Consider the following 22,930-nt stretch of genomic DNA (forward strand, 5'->3'; position numbering starts at 1 on the left):
GGTCACAGCGTGGCCGTGTGACGCTCGCGCTCGGGTTGTACCGGTCGGTGTGCCGGACGCGCGTTACTGCGTTTCGCGATGAATGGATGCTCGATGTAGCGATAGGTCAGCAGCGCGCAAAGTACCGCGATCAGCGCGCATCCAAGCGAGAGCAGCCAGCGTTGCAGGTCGTCCGCGGAACCGATCTGGAAAACGAACCGGTTGATCGCGTGGATCATCATGTACACGATCACCATGTGGATCATGTAGATGCTGAAGCTGGCCGTGCCGAGCAAGGCGAGCGGACGGGTCTTGAGCACGCCGTAGAACGTGTTCCCGCAGGCGACGCACACGAACACGGGCAGCAGCGGCAGCACGCCCTCGATCGAATAGCGTTCGCCGGGGCTCGGGGCGACGGCAAGGATCAGCAACGCGACGGTGGCGGCCGATTTCGTGTCGAGCCGCGCGCGGATCGCGGGGTGCCGCGACACCTCGAATGCCACGGCACCGAACGCGAACAGCAGCGCCATGCTGCCAGGCTGCCCGAACAGCGTCGCGCAGATCGTGACGATCGCGAGCGCGAACAGCTTGCGCCACGCATGCGTCGCGACGAACCACGCGAGAAACGGAACGACGGCGTAGAACCGCCATTCATATCCGAGCGTCCACCAGACGCCGCTCAGATAGCTGGTGCGTGGGGCGCCGTTGATCGGGAACGCGCCGAACCAGCCGAGCGACACGGTCTTGAGCACGTCGGCCAGCAGCTGCGTCGGCGCATCCACGACGTTGCGGGGAAACCAGACCAGCGTGCAGACGACGATGACGATCGCGTAAGCGAGATAGAGCGGGGCGACGCGCCGCACGCGCCCGACGAAGAAGGTCCGCACGTCGAGCGTGCCCTTGCACGCGCGTTCCCAAAACAGAAACCCGGTGACCATGAAGAACATCGCGACGGGAATCGTCCCGAGATTGCGCAGGAAGCCGGGGCTCGTGCCCCAGCTTCCGGTCGTGAGCAAACCCTGGTTGCACGCGAAGTGATGAAAGACGACGGAAGTGGCGAGGATGCCGCGGAATCCGTCCAGGTTGTGATAGCGCATCGACAGCGACTGGTCGACGGCGAACCGGTAGAACGGCGTTTGCCGTGCGACGAGCCACGCGATGATCGCCACGGCTGCGAGGCATGCCGGGAAGTAGAGTTTGTCGGGTGTCGGGGAAAAGACGGTATCGAGAGAAGGCGTAACGAAGTCCACTGAAAGGCGTCTCGTGTCTTGATCGGGATTTCAGGCACGGATGATCCGCGTCGATGCAAGGTCTTCTGCGCGCTTTGCTCGGCGTCATGTCGCCGGTCTCATGGTTTCGATGGTATCAAACGATGCCGATGGCTGCTGCGCGGATGCGTGAGGGCCGGCTGCCTGTCGGAGACTGGCCATTCGGCTGTCTTTCACATCGCTCCGCCCCGGTTTACCTTGGACGACAGCAGTTCGACGCGTCGGGCCAGCGGCGGGAGGTGGGCGAATTCATGCCGGCCGTTACCGAGGGCCAGCGCAGACATCGTCGTCCGTCCGTCATCAAGATGATAGCAATGCTTGCACTTCATCCTGTTGGCGCTATCATTGATAGCAAATCAGGACGGAGGAATTCATGGCAAATCTACTGGTGCGTAACGTGGATGACAGTATCGTTCAGAGCCTGCGCGAGCAGGCTGCGGCAAATGGCAGGAGTGCCGAGGCCGAACATCGGGCCATCCTGGCCGATGCGCTCGGCCGGCCGAAGCGAAAGACATTCGCGCAAGTGCTGATGAGCATGCCCGATGTCGGCGACGACGCGGATTTTCAACGTGTTCAGGATTCCGGCGAGGCGAGGCGTGTATTTGATTGATACGAATGTCATCAGCGAAATCAGGAAGGGCAAGCGAACCAACCGTGGCGTGCGGGCGTTCTTCACGCAGGCCGCGGCTGACGCGAGCCCGCTTTACCTGTCCGTCGTGACGGTTGCTGAACTTCGCCGCGGCGTCGATCTGATTCGTCATCGCGGCGATCATCCTCAGGCGTCGGCGCTCGAGGCCTGGATGGCGACCATCCTGTCCGGCTATGCGCCGAACATCCTGCCGGTCGACATCGAGATCAGCCAGATGTGGGGGCATTTGCGCGTGCCCGATCCGACGCACGACCTCGACAAGCTGATCGCGGCTACCGCGCTGATCAACGATCTCACGGTGGTCACGCGCAATGTCGCGGATTTCGCCCGCACCGGCGTCAGGCTGCTGAACCCGTTCGACTGACCCTCGTTGCCGCGCTGCGGCAACCGTACCGGCTCACCGTCTCCTTCCGCAAGCACGGCCCGTCCCGCCGGGCTTTCACGCGCGCCTGCGCCACGCCAATTCCTCGCCGCCTCTCGTCCCAACAGACGATGTAACACCACCCCCGACCGGCCAGAATCCTTTCACGAACAACGGATTCTGAACCAGGAGGAGGCCGACATGATCGATGTCCGTGCGCTTGGCTATGTCGTCGTCGAGGCGACGCGCGTCGATGCGTGGCGCCGCTACGCGGAAGACGTGCTGGGCATGCAGGCGCTCGACGCGCCCGACGGCGCGCTGTACCTGAAGATGGACGAGCGCGATTTCCGCTACGTGATCGTTCCCGGCTCGACCGACCGCTATTTCGCGTCGGGCTGGGAGTTGCCCGACGGCGCCGCGTTCGACGCCGCGCTGGCGGCACTGCAGCGTGCGGGCGTCGAGCCGGTGCGCGCGACCCGCGACGAGGCCGCGCTGCGCCGCGTGCAGGCGATGGCATGGTGCACCGACCCGTCCGGCAACCGCCACGAGCTGTACTGGGGCGCACGCTGCGACTTCCGCCGCTTCGTGTCGCCGCTGGGCGTCTCGCATTTCGTCACCGGCGACATGGGGCTCGGCCACGCGGTGCTACCCGCGCCGCAGTTCGACGCGACCGACGCATTCGTGCGCGGCGTGCTCGGCTTCGAGCTGTCCGACATCTATCGCGTGAAGTTCACGCCCGATCCGGCGGAACCCGAGAAACGCATCCACTTCATGCACTGCCGCAACGCGCGCCATCACAGCCTCGCGCTGTTCGAGATGGCCGTGCCGTCGGGCTGCGTGCACGTGATGGCGGAAGTCGACTCGATGGACGAAGTGGGCCGCGCGCTCGACCGCGTGGCCGCGCACGACGTGAAGCTGTCCGCGACGCTCGGCCGGCACTGCAACGACCAGATGATCTCTTTCTACATGAAGACCCCCGGCGGCTTCGATCTCGAATACGGCTTCGGCGGCCTCACGGTCGACTGGTCGAAGCATGCGGTGTTCGAGGCCACGAAGGTGAGCCAGTGGGGCCACGATTTCAGCATCGGATACCGGTAAGCCAGCACGATGACGATGAAACCTCTCGACAAGACGATGTCCGCGCGCGACGTGGTCGCGCAACTCGCCGACGGCATGACGATCGGCATCGGCGGATGGGGGCCGCGGCGCAAGCCGATGGCGCTGGTGCGCGAAATCGCGCGCTCGAACCTGAAGGACCTGACGATCGTCGCGTACGGCGGCGCCGATGTCGGCCTGCTGTGCGCTGCGGACAAGGTGCGCAAGGTGGTGTTCGGCTTCGTGTCGCTCGACGTGATTCCGCTCGAACCGCATTTCCGTCGGGCCCGCGAGCAGGGCCGCGTCGACGTGCTCGAACTCGACGAAGGGATGCTGCAGCTCGGCCTGCGCGCGGCCGCCGCGCGCTTGCCGTTCCTGCCGACCCGCGCCGGGCTCGGCACCGCGCTGCTCGATCACGCGCCGCAACTGCGCACGGTGCAATCGCCGTATGACGACGGCGAGACGCTGCTCGCGATGCCCGCGATCGAACTCGACGTCGCGCTGCTGCACGTGAACGCGGCCGACCGGATGGGCAACACGCGCATCGACGGCCCCGATCCGTTCTTCGATGCGTGGATGGCGCGCGCAGCACAGCGTTGCTACGTGTCGGCGGAAGCGGTCGACGCATCGCTCGCGAGCGAAGACCTCGACGCCGCCAAACGCAACCCGTTCGAGCGCTCGCTCGTCACCGGCGTCGTGCATGCGCCGGGCGGCGCGCACCCGACGTCATGCGGGCCGGCCTACGGCTGGGACCTGCCGCACCTGCGCGCGTACTGCGCCAGCGCGGAAGACGACGCGAAAACGACGGCGTACCTGCGCGACGTGGTCGGCCAGGACGAACGCCAGTACCTCGAAGGCGTCGGCGGCCTGTCGCACGTGACGACGCTGCCGTTGCCGATTCTGTAAAGGAGCGCCTGTGAGCGAATCTCTCGACCATTCCCTCGCGGAACTGATGATCGTCGCGTCCGCGCGACTCTGGCGCGACGACGGCGAAGTGCTGGCGACCGGAATCGGCACGGGCCCGCGGCTCGCGGCCGGCCTCGCGCGGCTCGCGTACAACAACGGGCTGATGCTGACCGACGGCGAAGCGTATCTCGTCGAGGAGCCGGTGCCGCTTGGGCCCCGCCCCGACGGCTATCGCGTGAAGGCGAGCGGCTGGATGACCTACGAGCGTGTGTTCGACTGCCTGTGGCACGGCCGCCGCCATGCGCTCGTGATGCCGACGCAGATCGACCGTTTCGGCCAGGCCAACATCTCGTGGCTCGGCGACGACCATGCGCGCCCGAAAACCCAGCTGCTCGGCGCGCGCGGCTTCCCCGGCAACACGACGAACCACGCGAACTCGTTCTTCGTCAGCGGCCACGGCAAGCGCACGTTCGTCGAGAGCGAAGTCGACATGGTGTGCACGGTCGGCTACAACCCGGCGCGCCGGCTGCCTGGCATGAAGACCTTCGTCGACCTGCGCAGCATCGTCACCGACCTGTGCGTGATGGATTTCGGCGGGCCGGACCATGCGATCCGCGTGCGTTCGCTGCATCCGGGCGTGAGCTTCGACGAGGTGCAGGACGCGACGGGCTTCCCGCTGGTCGCGGCACCCGACCTCGGCACGACGGCCCCGCCGAACGCGGAAGACCTGCGCATCGTCCGTGCGCTCGATCCGCAGAACCTGCGCGCGACGATCGTGCGCAACAATCCGGCGCCGCGCCGGGGATGAGGTCCGACATGGAAGCGACCCAGGTGACCTTCGGCGACGGTGTCGTCGACTATGCCGTCGAGGATGGCATCGCGACGATCACGATGAACCGCCCGGAGTATCACAACGCGCAGAACTCGAAGATGACGTATGCGCTCGACGCGGCGTTCCGGCGCGCGGCGCACGACGACGCGGTGAAGGCGATCGTGCTCGCGGGCGCCGGCAAGCATTTCTCGGCGGGCCACGACATCGGAACGCCGGGCCGCGATATCCACGAGTCGTTCGACCGCGCATCGCTGTGGTACGACCACGTCGACAAGGAAGGCGGCGAATTCCTCTATGCGCGCGAGCAGGAGGTGTACCTCGGCATGTGCCGGCGCTGGCGCGACCTGCCGAAGCCGACGATCGCGATGGTGCAGGGCGCGTGCATCGCGGGCGGCCTGATGCTCGCGTGGGTGTGCGACCTGATCGTCGCGTCCGAGGATGCGTTCTTCGCCGATCCGGTCGTGCGGATGGGGATTCCGGGCGTCGAATACTTCGCGCATGCATACGAGCTGAACCCGCGCATCGCGAAGGAATTCCTGTTCCTCGGCGAGCGGATGCCGGCCGAGCGCGCGTACCAGATGGGGATGGTCAACCGTGTGGTGCCGCGCGAGCGGCTGCGCGATGCGACCTATGCGATCGCCGCGAAGATCGCGACGATGCCGCGCCTCGGGCTCACGCTGACCAAGCAGGCGCTGAACCACGTCGAGGAGCTGCAGGGCAAGCGCGCGGCGATGGATGCGGCGTTCGCGTGGCATCACTTCGCGCATGCGCACAACGAGCTGGTGAGCGGCGACCGCCTCGGCGGCTACGACGCGCGCAGCATGGCCAGCTCGCAGCGCCAGCCGAACGGCGCGGACCGCAGCGACGCGCAGGCGCCGGCACCGGTTGCCGTCAACGGAGCCGCCGCATGAGCACGACGCTGCATACGCCCTTGTGCGACCTGCTCGGCTGCCGTTACCCGATCGTGCAGACCGCGATGGGCTGGGTGGCCGATGCACGGCTCGTCGCGGCCACCGGCAACGCAGGCGGCTTCGGCTTCCTGGCCGGTGCGACGCTCGAACCCGAGCAGGTCGAGGCCGAGATCCTGAAAGTGAAGTCGCTGACGGACCAGCCGTTCGGCATCAACTTCCACATGTTCCAGAAGAACGCGCAGCAGGTCGTCGAACTGGCGATCAAGCACCGGCTGCGCGCGGTGAGCTACGGCCGGGGGCCCGATGCGAAGACGATCCGCCGCTTCAAGGATGCCGGCATCGTCTGCATGCCGACCGTCGGCGCGCCGAAGCATGCGGCGAAAGCCGTCGAACTCGGCGCGGACATCGTGACGGTGCAGGGCGCGGAAGGCGGCGGCCACACGGGCTCGGTGCCGACCACGCTGTTGTTGCCGAAGGTGCTCGACGCGGTGCGCGTGCCGGTGGTCGCGGCCGGCGGCTTCTTCGACGGGCGCGGGCTGGCTGCCGCGCTCGCGTATGGCGCGGCCGGCATCGCGATGGGCACGCGCTTCCTGATGAGCGCCGAATCGCCGGTGCCGCGCGAGACGCTCGAGCGCTACGTCGCGGTCGGCGACCCGGCGCGCATCCGCGTATCGGACGCGCTCGACGGGCTGCCGCAACGAATGATCGACAACCCGTATCTGCTGAAGCTCGAGCGCTTCGGTCCGCTGCGCCGCACGTGGTTCGCACTGAAGACCGCCGAAGCGTGGCGACGCCAGAACGGGCTGAGCACGGGCGACATGCTCGGCCTCGCGCTCAAGGCGCTGTGCTCGCAGGACTACACCGCGAGCCAGACGCTGATGGCCGCGAACGCGCCGTTCCTGATCCAGCGCGCGATCGTCGAGGGCCGCCCGGATGAAGGCGTGCTGCCGAGCGGCCAGGCGGCCGCGATGATCGGCGCGATCGAATCGTGCGACGCGTTGATCGCACGGATCGTCGCGGAAGCCGGCGAGCGGCTCGACGCACTGGCTGCGCTGCGCGGCGCGCCGGCCGCACAGGCTGCGTGAAAACATAACAGGGAGGCTTTGGAGATGACAGCATCCAACCAACCGGCCGGCGCGATGCCGTTCCGGATCGATCGCGCCGACGGCATTGCCGAACTGGTGATCGCCCATCCGCCCGTGAACGCGCTCGACGCGCAGGGCTGGCATGCGCTCTCGCGTGCGCTCGACGCGCTCGGCGAGGACGACGACGTGCGTGTGATCGTCGTGCGCGGAGAAGGGCGCGGCTTCTGCGCGGGCGTCGACATCAAGGAACTGGCCGCGCATCCGGAGCGGATCGTGGCGGTCAATGCAGGCAACTACGAGACGTTCCGTGCGGTGCACCGCAACCCGAAGCCGGTGATCGCGGCCGTGCACGGCTTCGTGCTCGGCGGCGGGATCGGCATCTGCGGCGCGGCGGACATCGTCGTCGCGGCCGATTGCGCGCGCTTCGGCGTGCCCGAGATCGACCGCGGCGCGATGGGCGGCGGCGCGCATCTGCAGCGGCTGTTCGGCGTGCAGAAGGTGCGCGCGATGTACTTCACCGGCGACATGATCGATGCGGCCGAAGCGTACCGGCTCGGCGCGGTCGAGCAGGTCGTGACGCGCGACACGCTGCGCGACGCGGCGCTCACGATCGCCCGCAAGATCGCGGAGAAGAGCCCGGCGATGGTGCGGCTCGCGAAGGAGGCGCTGAACGGCGTCGAGGATGGCGATCTCGAGGGCAAGTACCGCTGGGAGCAGGGCTTCACGCTGCAGGCATACATGACGAACGACTCGACGGAAGCGCGCGCCGCGTTCGTCGAGAAGCGCGATGCGCGTTTCGACGCGCAGGCAACCGCCGAGGAGGCACGCGCATGAACCTGACCTATACGCCGCAGCAGCAGGCGTTCCGCGCGGAGATCCGCGAATGGCTCGCCGCGCACGTCCCGCGCGAGCGGCTGCCGAGCTTCGACACCGAGGAAGGCTTCGCCGCGCACCGCGAATGGGAGCGCACGCTGCACTCGGGCCGCTGGAGCATGGTCACGTGGCCGCGCGAACTCGGCGGGCGCGGCTGCGACCTGATCGAGTGGTTGATCTTCGAGGAAGAGTACTGGCGTGCCGACGCGCCGATGCGCGTGAACCAGAACGGCATCTTCCTGCTCGGCCCGACGCTGATGGATTTCGGCACGGCGGAGCAGAAGGCGCGCTTCCTGCCCGCGATGGCGGCCGGCGAGCACGTGTGGGCGCAGGGCTGGTCGGAGCCGAACGCGGGCTCGGACATGGCCGCGATCCGCACGACGGCCGCCCGCATCGGCGACGAATACGTGCTGAACGGCCAGAAGATCTGGTCGACGCGCGCGGTATGGGCCGACTGGCTGTTTGGCCTCTTCCGCAGCGATCCCGAATCGTCGCGCCACCACGGGCTCACGTTCCTGATGGTGCCGTTGTCCGCGCCGGGCATCACGGTGCGGCCGATCCGCCAGCTGAACGGGCAGACGGGTTTCGCGGAAATCTTCTTCGACGACGTGCGCGTGCCGGTCGAGAACCGGCTCGCGGCCGAAGGCGCGGGCTGGCAGGTCGCGATGGCGACGGCCGGGTTCGAGCGCGGGCTGATGCTGCGTTCGCCGGCACGGTTTCAGCGCACTGCACGGGCGCTGCGCGACCTGTATCTCGCGCACCGTGACAGCGCCGACCGCGATCCGACGCTGCGCGAGCGCGTGGTGCAGGCGTGGATGGATGCGCAGGCCTATGCGCTGTCGACCTACGCGACCGCGAGCCGGCTGCTGAAGGGCGGCCATATCGGCGCGGAGTCGAGCACCAACAAGGTGTTCTGGTCGGAACTCGATTTGCGCATGCACCAGACCGCGCTCGACATCCTCGGCGCGCACGGCGAGGTCGTCCCGCAGACGGCCGCGCAGCACGCGACGCTCGGCCACTGGCTCGACGGCTTCCTGTTCGCGCAGGCCGGCACGATCTACGCGGGCACCAACGAGATCCAGCGCAACATCGTCGCCGAACGGATGCTCGGCATGCCGCGCGCGTAAGCGTGCCGGCGCCACTCTTACAGAACGGACATCGTATGGATTTCGTATTCGATGAAGACCAGGAAGCGCTCGCGGACAGCGTGAAGCGCCTGCTGATGACCGAGATGACGCCCGAGCTGATCCGCGAGCTGTGGGCCACGCCGACCGGGCGTTCGGACGACCTGTGGGCGCTGTTCGCGTCGCAGGGGCTGACCGCCGTGTCGGTGCCCGAGGCGCACGGCGGCCTCGGCCTGACCGAAGCGGAATGGGCGCTGCTCGCGCAGGCCTACGGCTATTTCGGCAGCCCCGAACCGTTGCTCGACACGGCGCTCGTGTCGGCCGGCGTGCTGGCGCGGCTGCCGGCGAGCGACTGGCGCGACGCGCTGCTGCGCGACATCGCCGAAGGGCGTGCGCGCGTCGCGCTCGTGCATCCGGTGAACCCGTATGCGGCCGACGTGCACGTCGCGCAGACGCTGCTGTGCGAGCACCGCGGCGAGCTGCACCGCGTCGATCCCGCGCAGTGCGCGTGGCGCGCGATCGACAGCGTCGACCCGTCGCGGCGGCTGTTCACGCTCGACTGGGAACCGTCGGCGGCCACGTGCATTGCGAGCGCCGACGCGGCCGCGCCGCTGCTGAATCGCGCGCTCGACCACGGCGCGTTCGCGGTCGCCGCGCAACTGCTCGGCCTCACGCAGCGCGTGCTCGACGTCGCGATCGACTACAGCGCGCAGCGCAAGCAGTTCGGCAAGGCGATCGGTTCGTACCAGGCGCTCAAGCACCTGCTCGCCGATGTCGCGATCCGCTACGAGTTCGCACGGCCGGTGGTGGCACGCGCCGCGCAGGCGATCGCCGACGATCACCCGCAGCGCGCGGTATTCGTGTCGCACGCGAAGCTCGCGGCGACGTCGGCTGCGCAGCTCGCCGCACGCCACTCGATGCAGGTGCACGGCGCGATCGGCTACACGTGGGAGCTCGACCTGCAGATCTTCATGAAACGCATCTGGGCGCTTTCCGGCAGCTGGGGCGACAGCGCGTTCCACAAGGCCCGCGTGGCCGACGCGATCCTCGGCGACGCGTTGCCGATCGGCCCCGCGCAGACCTTCGACCTTGAGGAATTGAACTGATGAAACAAGCCTATATCGTCGACGCGTTGCGCACGCCGACCGGCCGCCGCAAGGGCGGGCTCGCGCACGTGCATGCGGCGGACCTCGGCGGCTTCGTGCTGAAGACGCTGGTCGAGCGCAACGCGATTCCCGCCGATGAATACGACGACGTGGTGTTCGGCTGCGTCGACACGATCGGCCCGCTCGCGGGCAACATCGCGCGCACCTGCTGGCTCGCGGCCGGGCTGCCGCTGCAGGTGCCGGGTGTGACGGTCGATCGCCAGTGCGGCTCGTCGCAGCAGGCCGTGCACTTCGCCGCGCAGGCGGTGATGAGCGGCGTGCAGGACGTAGTGGTGGCCGGCGGCGTGCAGACGATGACGCAGATCCCGATCTCGTCCGCGATGACCTGCGCCGCGCCGCTCGGCTTCAACGACCCGTTCTCGGGCAGCACCGGCTGGCGCGCGCGCTTCGGCGATGCGCCGGTGTCGCAGTTCGTCGCCGCACAGCGGATCGCCGATCACTGGAACCTGTCGCGGGACGCGATGGAGCGCTACGCGTTCGAAAGCCACCGCCGCGCGATCGCGGCGATCGAAGCCGGGCATTTCAAGCGGGAAATCGTGCCGCTCGAAGGCGTGATGCACGACGAAACGCCGCGCCCCGACACGTCGCTGGAGAAGATGGCGACGCTCGAACCGCTGACGCCGGGCGGCTCGCTGACGGCTGCCGTCGCGAGCCAGACCTGCGATGCGGCCGCCGCGCTGCTGATCGTGTCGGAGGATGCGTTGAAGCGCTACAACCTCACGCCGCGCGCACGCATCCATCACCTGAGCGTGCTCGGCGACGATCCGCTGTGGATGCTCACCGCGCCGATTCCGGCGACGAAGGCTGCGCTGAAGAAGGCAGGCCTCGACTGGTCGCAGATCGACGTCGTCGAGATGAACGAGGCATTCGCATCGGTCGCGCAGGCATGGCTCGCCGACACGCGGTTCCCGCACGAAAAGACCAACCCGAACGGCGGCGGCATCGCGCTTGGCCATCCGCTCGGCGCGACCGGCGCACGGCTGATGACGACGCTGCTGCACGAACTGGAACGCACGGGCGGCCGCTACGGGCTGCAGACGATGTGCGAAGGCGGCGGTCTCGCGAATGTCACGATCATCGAGCGCCTGTGAGCGCGTCACCTTCACGATCCACGAGGCACAAGCATGGGAATCTGTAACGGACGCACCGTCATCATCACCGGCGCGGGCGGCGGGCTCGGGCGCGAATACGCGCTCGCGTTCGCGGCCGAAGGCGCGTCGGTCGTCGTCAACGACATCCGGCACGATGCCGCGCAGGCCGTCGTCGACGAGATTGCACGTCGCGGCGGGCGAGCGCTCGCGAATGCGGACGACATCACGCGGGTCGACACCGCACAGCGGATTGTCGACGCGGCACGCGAAGCATTCGGCGACGTGCACGTGCTCGTCAACAACGCGGGCATCTGCCGCGACAAGATGTTCACGAGCATGACCGAAACCGACTGGGACGACGTGATGCGCGTGCACCTGCGCGGCCACTTCTGCCTGTCGAGCGTGCTGGCGCGCGTGTGGCGCGACGCGGCGAAGGCCGGCAACCCGGTCGATGCGCGGATCGTCAACACGAGTTCGGGCGCCGGGCTTCAAGGTTCCATCGGCCAGTCGAACTACGGCGCGGCGAAGGCCGGGATCGCCGCACTCACGCTGATGCAGGCGGTCGAGCTGCAGCGCTACGGCGTGCGCGTGAACGCACTGGCACCGGCCGCGCGCACGTCGATGACCGAAGGCGTGTTCGCCGACATGATGAAGAAGCCTGAGGACGGCGGCTTCGACTATTTCGATCCGGCCAACGTCGCGCCGCTGGTCGTGTGGCTCGGCAGCGCGCTGTCGGCCGACGTGACGGGCCAGGTGTTCGAGGTCGCGGGCGGGATGATCGCGGTCGCGGAAGGCTGGCGTACCGGCCCGAGCGTCGATCGCGGCGCGCGCTGGGAAGCGGCCGAGGTCGGCCCGGCGGTGGCACAGCTGCTCGCCGCTGCACGTCCCGCGCAGCGCGTGTACGGGAGCTGACCGATGGATCTGGCGCTCACCGACGAACAGGCGATGATCCGCGACGCGGCGGCCGACGTGCTGGCCGAACGCAGCGCGTCCGCCGACGTGCGCCGCGCGCTCGAGCAGTCGGCCGGCCGCGACGATGCGCTGTGGGCCGCGCTGTCCGGCGAACTCGGCTGGAATGCGCTCGCGCTCCCCGAGGTGGCCGGCGGGCTGGGGCTCGGTGCGGTCGAGCAGACTGTACTGATGGAACAGCTCGGCCGGCGCATTGCGTGCGTGCCGTATTTTTCAACGGCGTGCCTCGCGGCGACCGCGCTCGCGGGCTGTGCCGAGACGCCGCTGGCGAAAGACTGGCTTGCACGGATCGCAGAAGGCGCGTGCAGCGCGACGCTGGCGCTGCCGTTCGAATTGCCGGCCGTTTCGCGGTCGCTGCCGGTCGTCGCGGAAGAAACGGCGGCGGGCTACGCGCTGTCGGGCACGCTCGAACAGGTGATCGACGGTGCGCGCGCCGACCTGCTGCTGGTGCCTGCGCGGATCGCGAACGAAGGGCAGTCGATCGGCCTGTTCGCAATCGAGGTCGCAACGGCATCGGGGCTCAAAGTCACGCCGCTCGACACGCTCGACGCAACACGGCCGATTGCGCGCGTGGTATTCGACGAAGCCCGCATGAGCCGCGACGCGCTGCTCGCATGCGGCACGGCGGCAGCGCAATTGCTGGAACGCACCGCCTGGTTCGCGGCACTCGCGCTCGCCGCCGAACAGCTCGGCGGCGCCCAGCAATGTCTCGACCTGACGCTCGACTACACGAGCCAGCGCGTGCAGTTCGGCCGTGCGATTGCGTCGTTCCAGGCGGTCAAGCACCGCTGCGCGCAGATGATGGTGCTGATCGAGTCGGCGCGCTCGGCTGTGCTCGGGGCTGCACATGCGTGGGATGCCGAAACCGGCAGCACGCAACCGAGCGACGCATTGCGCGCCGACATCGCCACCGCGAAATCCGCTGCGAACGACGCGTATGCGTTCTGCGCACAGGAAGCGATCCAGCTGCACGGCGGCGTCGGCTTCACGTGGGAATACGACCCGCATCTCTATTTCAAGCGCGCACAGGCGTCGGGTGCGCAGTTCGGCAGCACGCCGCAACTGCTCGAATGGATCGCGTCCCACGCGATCGACGGCGGCGCATCGCATCGCGATGAAGCGTTCGCACCCGCCGCCGCGGTGGCATCCCGGCCGTCGGCCGCCCGCGCAGGAGCACTTCAATGAACAGCGAAACGCGCGAACAGCAATTGCGGCACGAAGTGGCCGACTGGGTGCAGTCGCACCTGACCGGCGACTTCGCATGCTTGAAATACCGCGGCGGCCCCGGCGACGAGGAAGCGTGGCCCGAACTGCGCAAGGCGTGGGAACAGGAACTGGCGAAGGGCGGCTGGACCGGGCTCGGCTGGCCGACCGAGGCCGGCGGGCGCGGCTTCTCGGTCGCCGAGCAGGTGATCTTCCACGAGGAATATGCCCGCGCGGGCGGCCCCGGGCGGATGGGGCACATCGGCGAAGGGCTGCTCGGACCGACGCTCGTCGCGTGCGGCACCGACGACCAGCGTGCGCGTTTCCTGCCGGGCATCCTGGCCGGCACGCAGTTCTGGTGCCAGGGCTATTCGGAACCGGGCGCGGGTTCCGATCTCGCCAACGTGCGCACGCGTGCCGAACAGGATGCGGACGGCACGTGGCGTGTATTCGGTCAGAAGGTCTGGACGTCGCTCGCGCACGATTCCGACTGGATCTTCGTGCTGGCGCGCACCGATCCCGCGTCGAAGGGCAACAAGGGGTTGTCGTTCCTGCTGATGCCGCTCGACCAGCCGGGCATGGAGATCCGGCCGATCAAGCAGCTCAACGGCGGCGCGGAATTCAACGAAGTGTTCTTCGACGGCGCGCGCGCTCAAGCCCGCGACCTCGTCGGCGCACCCGGCGACGGCTGGCGGATCGCGATGACGCTGCTCGGCTTCGAGCGCGGGATGTCGACGCTCGGCCAGCAGATGCAGTTCGTCCGCGAACTCGAATGGGTGATCGACGCCGCGCGCGAATCGGGCGCGGACCGCGACCCGGTGCTGCGCCAGCGGATCGGCCGCGCGTGGGCCGGGCTGCGCGTGATGCGCTACAACGCGCTGCGGATGCTGTCCGGCGCGGACGACACCGATGCCGGCGCCGGCACGCCGCTGCGTCGCGAGGCGCTGATCTACAAGTATTTCTGGTCGAACTGGCACCGCGACCTCGGCCAGCTTGCGATGGATGCACTGGGCCCGCGCGCGAACGTGATTGATCCGGCCGACGAAAAGCTCACCCATCTGCAGCGCGTATTCCTGTTCTCCCGTGCGGACACGATCTACGCGGGCACCAACGAAATCCAGCTCAACATCATGGCCGAGCGCGGGCTCGGCATGCCCAGGGAAGCCAGAGGAACAGCATGACCGAACCCCAGATCCAGAAAGCGCCGGCCTACGTGCCGGGCCACCAGCTGCTCGCCGGCAAATCGTTGCTGATCACGGCGGCTGCCGGCGCCGGCATCGGCTTCGCGGCCGCGCGCCGTTGCGCGGAGGAGGGCTGCCGCGCGCTGTTCATCTCCGACATCCACGAAAAGCGCCTCGAACAGGCGGTCGAGACGCTGCGCGCGGAAACGGGGCTGCAACAGGTCTACGGCCGCCTGTGCAACGTCGCGGTGGAAGCCGACGTGCAGGCACTGGTCGCCGAAGCACGGGACAAGCTCGACGGCGTCGACGTGCTGATCAACAACGCCGGGCTCGGCGGGTCGACCCGCATCGTCGATATGGACGATGCCGAATGGTCGCGCGTGATCGACATTAGCCTGACCGGGACGTTCCGGATGACGCGCGCGATGCTGCCGCACATGCAGGCCCGAGGCCGCGGCGCGATCGTCAACAACGCGTCGGTGCTCGGCTGGCGCGCGCAGGCGGAACAGGCGCACTACGCGGCCGCGAAGGCGGGCGTGATGGCGCTCACGCGCTGCGCGGCGCTCGAGGCGTCGCCGTACGGCGTGCGCATCAACGCGGTCGCACCGAGCATCGCAATGCACGATTTTCTGAAGAAGTCGGCCCGGGCCGACCTGCTGAATCAACTGGCGTCGCGCGAAGCCTTCGGGCGCGCCGCCGAAGTCTGGGAGGTCGCGAACGTGATGGTGTTCCTTGCAAGCGATTACGCGTCGTACATGACCGGCGAAGTGCTGTCGGTCAGCAGCCAGCACGCATGATGAGCACGACCCTCGACCCCGTGCGCGCGACGCCCCGCGTGTTCGCGCATCCCGGCGAACTGGCAGCGGCCGTCGGCGACACGCTCGGCGCGAGCGCATGGCTCGCGATCGACCAGATCCGCATCGACGGCTTCGCCGATGCGACGGGCGACCACCAGTGGGTGCACGTCGACCCGGTGCGCGCGAAGGACGGCCCGTTCGGCGCGTGCATCGCGCACGGGTACCTGACGCTGTCGCTCGTCAATTGCTTCCTGCCGCAGATCGTGCGGATCGACGGCGCGCGGCTCGGCGTCAACTACGGCTGCGACAGGATCCGTTTCCCGGCGCCGGTGAAGGTCGGCGCGCGCGTGCGCGGCGTTGGCGAGCTGCTGCGCGTCGAGCCGCTCGAAGGCGGCGTGCAGGCATGGATTCGCGTGACCGTCGAGATCGAGGGCGAAGCGAAGCCCGGTTGTGTGGCCGACACGATCAGCCGTTACTACTTCTAGAGAGCAGAGACATGGAAGACGCAGTCATCGTTTCCGTTGCACGCACGCCGATCGGCAAGGCGTTTCGCGGCATGTTCAACGACACCGAGGCTCCTGCGCTGGGCGGCCACGTCGTGCGCACCGCACTCGAGCGCGCGGGCGTCGCGCCGGCCGACGTCGACGACGTGCTGATCGGCTGCGCCGCGCAGCAGGGCACGCAGGGCTACAACATCGGCCGCCTGTCGGCCGCGGCGGCGGGGCTGCCGGCGTCGGTGCCCGGCATGGCGATCGACCGCATGTGCTCGTCGGGCCTGATGTCGATCGCGAGCGCCGCGCGCAGCATCGCTGCGGGCGACGCACGGATCGTTGTCGCGGGTGGCGTCGAGTCGATCTCGCTCACGCAGAACAAGCACAAGAACGCATATCGCGCGCGCTCGCAAGCCGTGCTCGACCACCAGCCGGCTGCGTACATGGCGATGATGGAAACGGCCGAGATCGTGTCGCGCCGCTACGGGATCTCGCGTGCCGCACAGGATGAATTCGCACTGCAGAGCCACCAGCGCACGGCCGACGCCCAGGCGGCCGGCCGCTTCGACGCGGAAATCGCGCCGCTCGACGTGCGGCGCGCGCTGTTCGACAAGGAAGGCAACCCGGCCGGTTACGAGGACGTGAACGCCGCGCGCGACGAAGGCGTGCGCGCCGACACGACGGCCGAGCGGCTCGCGGGGCTGAAGCCGTCGTGGAGCGGCGGCAAGGTCGTCGAGCAGGGCGCGTTCGTGACGGCCGGCAATGCGTCGCAGCTGTCGGACGGCGCGGCGGCTGTGGTCGTGATGTCGCGCAGCGAGGCGGTGCGCCGCGGGCTGACGCCGCTCGGCGTATTCCGCGGCCTCGCGGTGGCCGGCTGCGAGCCCGACGAGATGGGTATCGGCCCGGTGTTCGCGATTCCGAAGCTGCTGGCGCGCTTCGGGATGACCGTCGGCGACATCGGGCTGTGGGAGCTGAACGAGGCATTCGCGTGCCAGGCGCTGTACTGCCGCGACACGCTCGGCATTCCCGACGACCGATTGAACGTCGACGGTGGCGCGATCGCGCTCGGCCATCCGTTCGGGATGTCGGGTACGCGGATGACGATGCACGCGCTGCTCGAAGGCGCTCGGCGCGGCGTGCGGCACGCGGTCGTGACGATGTGCATCGGCGGCGGGATGGGCGCCGCCGCGCTGTTCGAAGTCGGCGCGTAGCGGCGCGCTGACGGGCCGCGCCGCTCAGGCGGCCCGCCATTCAGGACCATGCGAGGCCGCGGCAACGACCGACGGCCCGGAGACTTGCAGGCGACGGCGGTGGGCGCGATGGCGCGAACCGTCGTCGCACGCAGACACAGGAGACAAGCGATGAAACGAACTTTGCCCGGACTCGCGATGTCGGCGCTGGTGCTCGGCGCCGCGCTGTTCGCGTTTTCGCCGCGCCCGCTGCCGGCGTTCCCGGTCACCGCGATCCACGCGGACCGGCTGCAGATCAACGGGCTCGCCCGGGCCGGCGCGCGCATCGTCGCGGTCGGCGAACGCGGCGTGATCCTGCTGAGCGATGACGCGGGCGCCCACTGGCGGCCGGCCTCGACCACACCCGACCAGGCCTCGACGCTCACGCAGGTGCGCTTCATCACGCCGACGCTCGGCATCGCGGTCGGCCACGACGGCCGGATCGTACGCAGCGACGACGCCGGCCTGCACTGGCGCGACGTGCACATGGACCACGCGCATTCCGATCCGCTGCTGTCCGTGTGGGGCACGGCCGACGGCCCGCTGTTCGCGGCCGGCAGCTTCGGCCAGCTGCTGCGCTCGGACGACGCGGGCCTCAACTGGCAGGCCGTGAAGACCCCGGCCGGCGATCGTCACCTGAACGCGATCGTCGGCGACGGCCACGGCAACCTGCTGGTCGCGGGCGAGAGCGGGACGCTGCTGCGCTCGACCGATAACGGCGCGACGTGGGACAAGCTGCCGTCGCCCTATGCCGGTTCGCTGTTCGGCGCGCTGATGCTCGCGAACGGGGACTGGGTCGCGTACGGGATGCGCGGCAACGTGGTGCGCAGCACCGATCGCGGCGCGACCTGGACGCATGTCGACAGCCACGTGCCGGTGTCGTACTTCGGCGCGGCCCAGCTCGCCGACGGCGAACTCGTGCTGGTGGGCCAGGGCGGCGCGATCGTCGCGTCGCGCGACGGCGGGCTGACCTTCGACGTGCGCAAGCTCGGCGGCGTGCAGAGCCTCGCGGCCGTGCTCGACATGGGCCACGGCGCGCTGCTGCTCGGCGGCGAGGCCGGCGTCGCGCCGCTCGCCGGCGCGGCTGCGTCAACCCCGTCCTGACGCGCGGCGGTCCCGCTGCCTGCTCCCGTTCGTTTCGCATCGACAAGAGAATTCCATGAACGACCTGTCACGCCCCCCTGAAGCTGTCCCCGCGTCGCGCCTCGCCGCGTTCGTCGAGCGCTGCGCCGACACGATCATCCGCCGGCGCAAGCTGCTGATGCTGCTGTGCGTCGCGGTGACGCTCGCGCTCGGGCTGTCCGCGACGCGCCTGAAGCTCGATCCGGGCTTCAACAAGATGATCCCGATGCAGCACCCGTACATGCAGGTGTTCGAGCGCTATGCGGGTGCGTTCCCCGGCGCGAACACGATCCTCGTGAGCCTGCGCTGGAAGGGCGACGGCGACATCTACAACCAGACGTTCATGGACGCGCTGCGCCATGCGACCGACGACGTGTTCTTCATCCCCGGCGTGAACCGCTCGCGCGTGTTCTCGCTGTTCACGCCGAACGTCCACTACACGGAGGTGACCGAGGCCGGCTTTCGCGGCGACGTGGTGGTGCCGGGCCAGTTCTCGAGCGCGAACCCGGACGATCTCGCGAAGGTGCGCCGCAACGTCGCGCGTTCCGGGCAGATCGGCCGCCTCGTCGGCAACGACCTGAAGTCGGCGCTGATCCGCGCGGAGCTGCGCGAGACCGACCCGGCCACCGGCAAGCGGCTCGACTACAGCGCGGTCGCGCGCCAGTTGGAGGAGATCCGCGCGAGGTACGCGAAGCAGGGCATCGACGTGAACATCATCGGCTTCGCGAAGCTGGTGGGCGACGTCGAGAACGGCATCGCGGGCGTGATGGCGTTCTTCGCGCTCGCGTTCCTCGTGACGGCCGCGCTGCTGTTCGCGTACACACGCTCATTGAAGACCACCGTGCTCGCGCTCGTCGTCGCGCTGCTGCCGGTCGTCTGGCTGCTCGGCGCGCTGCCGCTGCTCGGCCTCGGCATCGACCCGATGTCGATCCTCGTGCCGTTCCTGATCTTCTCGATCGGCGTGTCGCACGCGGTGCAGATGACCAACGCGTGGAAGCAGGCGCTGGTGCGCGGCGCATCGTCGGTCGATGCCGCGCGCGATGCGTTCCGCAAGCTGTTCGTGCCGGGCACGGTCGCGCTGCTGACCAACGCGCTCGGCTTCATGGTGATCATGCGGATCAGGATCGACATCGTGCGCGAACTCGGCATCACCGCGTGCCTCGGCGTGCTGCTGATGATCGTGACGAACAAGGTGTTCCTGCCGATCCTGCTGTCGTACACGCGCCTCGAGCGCGGCACGCTGGCGCGTGCGCAGCGCACGGCGGCGGCCGGCGGCAGCCGGATGTGGTCGCGTTTCGCGGTATTCGCACGCCCGGCACCTGCGCTCGGCGTGTTCGCGGTGGCGCTCGCGCTGCTCGCGTACGGCACGCTCGAATCGCGCAAGCTGGAGATCGGCGACATCGGCACCGGCGCGCCGGAACTGCGCGCGAACTCGCGCTACAACCTCGACAACGCGGCGATCACGCACCAGTACAACATCGGCGTGGACGTGCTGTCGGTGATCGTCGAGACGACCGGCTTCGACGATGCGTGCCTGCATTACCCGGTGATGAGCGCGATCGAGAAGTTCGAGATGACCCTGCGCGGCGTGGCCGGCGTGCAGTCGGTGACGAGCGTGTCGTCGCAGGGCAAGGTGTTCATCGCCGCGTTCAACGAGGGCAACCCGCGCTGGGCCGCGCTGCCGCGTTCCAGCGACGGGCTCACGCAGGGTTCCAACGCGTTCGACCCCGACAACGGGATGAACACCGCGAACTGCAAGGCGATCCAGGTACTGATCTACACGAAGAACCACGAAGGCACGACCATCGCGCACATCGTCGACGAGATCAAGCGCTTCGCGGCGGAGAACCCGACGCCGAACGTCGCGTTCCGGCTCGCGGGCGGCAACGTCGGCGTGATGGCCGCGACCAACGAGGCCGTCGGCGACGCGGAGATCGCGATGCTGCTGTCGATTTTCGGCGCGATCGCGCTGCTCTGCGCGGTCACGTTCCGTTCGTGGCGCGCGGTGCTGTGCATCATCGTGCCGCTCACGCTCGTGTCGATCCTGTGCAACGCGGTGATGGCGCGGCTCGGCATCGGGCTGAAGGTCGCGACGCTGCCGGTGATCACGCTCGGCGTGGGCGTGGGCGTCGACTACGGCATCTACCTGTACGAGCGCCTGCAGCACGACATCCGCCAAGGCGCGACGCTGCCGGACGCATTCGCCGACGCGATGCGCCAGCGCGGCACGGCGGCGCTGTTCACGGCCGTCACGATGTTCATCGGCGTCGGCACGTGGGCGTTCTCCGCGCTGAAGTTCCAGGTCGACATGGGCGTGCTGCTCGCGTTCATGTTCCTCGTGAACCTGTTCGGCGCGGTGTTCCTGCTGCCCGCGCTCGCCGCATGGCTCGGCGTCGAGCGGGCCGAGCGCCACGCGCTGCACAGGCAGCCGCCGCCGGCGGCCCCGGCGCCGCTGAAGCCGTCGCCCGCGCTCGAATCCGGCAATCCGATGCGCTGACCGGCGCCCTCCATTTCCCCCGCGCGCGGCCGGCCGCCGCGCGTTCTCCACAAGAGGAGTCAACCCACATGTCCGCACGCCCCTACAAGATCGAAGCCCAGCCGCTCGCGCAGCGCTATGCGCGCGGCTGGCACTGCCTCGGGCTCGCCCGCGATTTCAAGGACGGCAAGCCGCACACGCTGAACGCGTTCGGCCGCAAGCTCGCCGCGTTCGCCGATTCGACCGGCAAGATCAACGTCGTCGACGCGTACTGCCCGCACATGGGCGCCGACCTGAGCCTCGGCACGGTGCAGGGCGACAATCTCGTATGCCCGTTCCACGGCTGGGCGTGGAGCGGCGAAGGGCAGTGCGCATCGATCCCGTACTGCAAGCGGATCCCGCCGAAGGCGCGCATCGGCGCATGGCCGACCTGCGAGGAAAACAACCTGCTGTTCGTATGGAACGACCCGGAAGGCAACGCGCCGCCGCCGGAAGTCGCGATTCCGCGCCTCGACGTGTGCTTCTCCGACGAATGGTCGGACTGGGTCGTCGACAAGATGGTGATCCAGGCGAATTGCCGCGAGCTGGTCGACAACATCTCGGACGTCGCGCACTTCGCCACCGTGCACCGTGCGCCGATCGACTATTTCGCGAACCTGTTCGAGGATCACAAGGCGACCCAGCTGATGGTCGGCCGCAGCGAGAAGCTCGGCGGCGATGCCCTGACCGCGCTGTCGACGTATTTCGGGCCGGCCGTGCACATCACGCGGATGACGGGGCAGAGCGGCGGGCAGCCGATCCATTCGGTGCTGCTGAACTGCCACGTGCCGATCGACATGAACAGCTTCGAGCTGCGTTACGGCGTGATCGTGAAGAAAGTGGCCGGGCTGACCGACGCGCAGAACATGGAGATCGCGAACGCGTACGTGAAGGAAGCGCAGCGCGCGTTCTACGAGGACGTCGACATCTGGCACAGCAAGACGCGGATCGACAACCCGCTGCTGTGCGAAGGCGACGGGCCGCTGTACCAGATGCGCGACTGGTATTCACAGTTTTACCTGGACGTGGCGGACGTGCGGCCGACGAGCGTCGCGCGTAAGGCATTCGAAATGCGGATTCGCGAAGGCGACGCGCCGCCGGCGCTGCATCACGTGTTCGAGGCGCAGTAAAAACCGGCGGGCCGGCCGAAAAAGGGGGCGCATCGAAATGCGTGCCGTCGGCCGGCAACCCCCGCTGCGTAAGGCGCACGCGGCGGGGGGCTTGTGCGCCGCATCAAAAACACTTGACGAAACGGCCACTAGCGCGTAGTGTCCATGACCGAAGTGTTCAAGAAGTTCGATTGCTCATCATTGGCCGCACTCCGTGCGGCGGTCGTTGGTCTCTCCCTCTTTTGATTCTTTATGTGCCCGTCGCGGGCGCATGTTCAATTATTCGTCATTTGTATTAAGGAAGTATTTGTGGATACCGGTACCGTCAAGTGGTTCAACGAAACCAAGGGCTTTGGTTTCATTTCCCCGGACAACGGCGGCGACGATCTGTTCGCCCATTTCTCGGAAATTCGCGGCACGGGCTTCAAGACCCTGGCCGAAGGCCAGAAGGTCAGCTTCGAAGTGAAGCGCGGCCCGAAGGGTCTGCAAGCGTCGAACATCACGCCGCAGTAAGCCGCATCGGCAACGGCCGCCACACGGTGGCCGCTGCCGGATGGATTTGCGCGCAGGGCGCCGCCTTGGCGGCAGCCGGCGCGATTCCGATGCGCACGACCGATGCATCGCGACATTCACGATGCATCGGTCGTGACGCCTCCCTCATCGCATGCGTGACCCGCGTGCGACGCAACGCCTTCGTGAAGCGCCGGTCGCTTCGCGAGCGCATCACCGCTTCAACGCATCAACCTGAGCAGACCGCCGCCATGCCGTAGCAGGCGCGGTCCCGACTTGCGCGGCGCTTCATGCGCCGCCGCCACCGACCGCCTGAACGCCGCAACGCGCCGGGCTCCGATCGCAAGACAGGCCCCTGGCCCGTCTGAACGAACCGATCCCCGGCAGCCTGCCGGCCGCCGTCCCGTTAAGGGGCACGGCGCCGGGCAGATCGCCGCGGCCGCGGTCAATTACCTTGTCTGGAG

The 22,930-nt window shown here is 68.4% G+C and carries 22 protein-coding genes; 21 read left to right on the top strand and 1 reads right to left on the bottom strand.

Going from position 1 to position 22,930, the window contains the following annotated elements; genetic code table 11:
* Window positions 1-2: 2 nt before the first annotated feature.
* Entirely contained in the window at window positions 3-1,229 is a 1,227-nt protein-coding gene (locus F3J15_RS02325; RefSeq protein ID WP_166887258.1) for an acyltransferase, read from the bottom strand.
* 391 nt (window positions 1,230-1,620) lie between these two features.
* Between F3J15_RS02325 and F3J15_RS02330 the strand changes: the two genes are divergently transcribed.
* From F3J15_RS02330 to F3J15_RS02430, 21 genes are all read left to right on the top strand, one after another.
* Window positions 1,621-1,857: a DNA-binding protein gene (locus F3J15_RS02330; protein WP_039351245.1), complete on the top strand. Its 237-nt coding sequence runs from the start codon at window positions 1,621-1,623 to the stop codon at window positions 1,855-1,857.
* Complete coding sequence (locus tag F3J15_RS02335) at window positions 1,844-2,260, top strand: type II toxin-antitoxin system VapC family toxin (protein WP_345891484.1); 417 nt, start codon at window positions 1,844-1,846, stop codon at window positions 2,258-2,260. Before F3J15_RS02330 ends, F3J15_RS02335 begins: the two co-directional genes overlap by 14 nt.
* Window positions 2,261-2,458: 198 nt before the next feature.
* A complete protein-coding gene (locus tag F3J15_RS02340) occupies window positions 2,459-3,355 on the top strand; it encodes a VOC family protein (protein ID WP_166887263.1) in 897 nt (298 codons plus the stop codon).
* A 9-nt stretch (window positions 3,356-3,364) separates the two neighbouring features.
* Window positions 3,365-4,258 (top strand): CoA transferase subunit A, encoded by an 894-nt coding sequence (locus F3J15_RS02345; protein WP_166887266.1) that lies wholly within the window; start codon window positions 3,365-3,367, stop codon window positions 4,256-4,258.
* Window positions 4,259-4,268: 10 nt separating this feature from the next.
* Entirely contained in the window at window positions 4,269-5,066 is a 798-nt protein-coding gene (locus F3J15_RS02350) for a ketoacid CoA transferase (RefSeq protein WP_166887270.1), read from the top strand.
* 8 nt (window positions 5,067-5,074) lie between these two features.
* Window positions 5,075-6,001 carry an enoyl-CoA hydratase gene (locus tag F3J15_RS02355; RefSeq protein ID WP_011355038.1) on the top strand — a complete coding sequence of 309 codons (927 nt, stop codon included), beginning with the start codon at window positions 5,075-5,077 and terminating at the stop codon, window positions 5,999-6,001.
* A complete protein-coding gene (locus F3J15_RS02360; RefSeq protein WP_166887273.1) occupies window positions 5,998-7,086 on the top strand; it encodes a nitronate monooxygenase in 1,089 nt (362 codons plus the stop codon). The genes F3J15_RS02355 and F3J15_RS02360 overlap by 4 nt, the downstream gene beginning before the upstream one ends.
* Window positions 7,087-7,110: 24 nt before the next feature.
* On the top strand, window positions 7,111-7,920 hold the full coding sequence (locus F3J15_RS02365) for an enoyl-CoA hydratase family protein (RefSeq protein ID WP_166887276.1): 810 nt from the start codon (window positions 7,111-7,113) through the stop codon (window positions 7,918-7,920).
* Window positions 7,917-9,086 (top strand): acyl-CoA dehydrogenase family protein, encoded by a 1,170-nt coding sequence (locus F3J15_RS02370; RefSeq protein ID WP_166887279.1) that lies wholly within the window; start codon window positions 7,917-7,919, stop codon window positions 9,084-9,086. Before F3J15_RS02365 ends, F3J15_RS02370 begins: the two co-directional genes overlap by 4 nt.
* Window positions 9,087-9,121: 35 nt before the next feature.
* Window positions 9,122-10,189: an acyl-CoA dehydrogenase family protein gene (locus F3J15_RS02375; protein WP_166887282.1), complete on the top strand. Its 1,068-nt coding sequence runs from the start codon at window positions 9,122-9,124 to the stop codon at window positions 10,187-10,189.
* The gene (locus F3J15_RS02380; RefSeq protein WP_166887285.1) at window positions 10,189-11,340 is read left to right on the top strand and encodes an acetyl-CoA C-acetyltransferase; all 1,152 of its coding nucleotides are present in this window, start codon (window positions 10,189-10,191) and stop codon (window positions 11,338-11,340) included. Before F3J15_RS02375 ends, F3J15_RS02380 begins: the two co-directional genes overlap by 1 nt.
* 33 nt (window positions 11,341-11,373) lie before the next feature.
* Window positions 11,374-12,252, top strand: a complete 879-nt coding sequence (locus tag F3J15_RS02385) for an SDR family oxidoreductase (RefSeq protein WP_166887287.1) — start codon at window positions 11,374-11,376, stop codon at window positions 12,250-12,252.
* 3 nt (window positions 12,253-12,255) lie between these two features.
* Window positions 12,256-13,494 carry an acyl-CoA dehydrogenase family protein gene (locus F3J15_RS02390; protein WP_166887290.1) on the top strand — a complete coding sequence of 413 codons (1,239 nt, stop codon included), beginning with the start codon at window positions 12,256-12,258 and terminating at the stop codon, window positions 13,492-13,494.
* The gene (locus tag F3J15_RS02395) at window positions 13,491-14,693 is read left to right on the top strand and encodes an acyl-CoA dehydrogenase family protein (protein WP_166887293.1); all 1,203 of its coding nucleotides are present in this window, start codon (window positions 13,491-13,493) and stop codon (window positions 14,691-14,693) included. The genes F3J15_RS02390 and F3J15_RS02395 overlap by 4 nt, the downstream gene beginning before the upstream one ends.
* The gene (locus tag F3J15_RS02400) at window positions 14,690-15,490 is read left to right on the top strand and encodes an SDR family oxidoreductase (protein ID WP_166887296.1); all 801 of its coding nucleotides are present in this window, start codon (window positions 14,690-14,692) and stop codon (window positions 15,488-15,490) included. Before F3J15_RS02395 ends, F3J15_RS02400 begins: the two co-directional genes overlap by 4 nt.
* Window positions 15,490-15,975, top strand: coding sequence for a MaoC family dehydratase (locus F3J15_RS02405; RefSeq protein WP_089485683.1), 486 nt, complete (start codon window positions 15,490-15,492; stop codon window positions 15,973-15,975). The genes F3J15_RS02400 and F3J15_RS02405 overlap by 1 nt, the downstream gene beginning before the upstream one ends.
* Window positions 15,976-15,986: 11 nt before the next feature.
* Window positions 15,987-17,192 carry an acetyl-CoA C-acyltransferase gene (locus tag F3J15_RS02410; protein ID WP_166887299.1) on the top strand — a complete coding sequence of 402 codons (1,206 nt, stop codon included), beginning with the start codon at window positions 15,987-15,989 and terminating at the stop codon, window positions 17,190-17,192.
* A gap of 150 nt (window positions 17,193-17,342) precedes the next feature.
* Window positions 17,343-18,314 (top strand): sialidase, encoded by a 972-nt coding sequence (locus F3J15_RS02415; protein WP_069251690.1) that lies wholly within the window; start codon window positions 17,343-17,345, stop codon window positions 18,312-18,314.
* A gap of 55 nt (window positions 18,315-18,369) precedes the next feature.
* On the top strand, window positions 18,370-20,829 hold the full coding sequence (locus F3J15_RS02420; protein ID WP_166887302.1) for an MMPL family transporter: 2,460 nt from the start codon (window positions 18,370-18,372) through the stop codon (window positions 20,827-20,829).
* A 68-nt stretch (window positions 20,830-20,897) separates the two neighbouring features.
* Complete coding sequence (locus tag F3J15_RS02425; RefSeq protein ID WP_166887305.1) at window positions 20,898-21,977, top strand: Rieske 2Fe-2S domain-containing protein; 1,080 nt, start codon at window positions 20,898-20,900, stop codon at window positions 21,975-21,977.
* 288 nt (window positions 21,978-22,265) lie between these two features.
* Window positions 22,266-22,469 (top strand): cold-shock protein, encoded by a 204-nt coding sequence (locus F3J15_RS02430; RefSeq protein WP_006483056.1) that lies wholly within the window; start codon window positions 22,266-22,268, stop codon window positions 22,467-22,469.
* Window positions 22,470-22,930 lie beyond the last annotated feature (461 nt).

This window comes from Burkholderia sp. Ap-955 (assembly GCF_011753045.1).
Lineage (GTDB): Bacteria > Pseudomonadota > Gammaproteobacteria > Burkholderiales > Burkholderiaceae > Burkholderia > Burkholderia lata_D.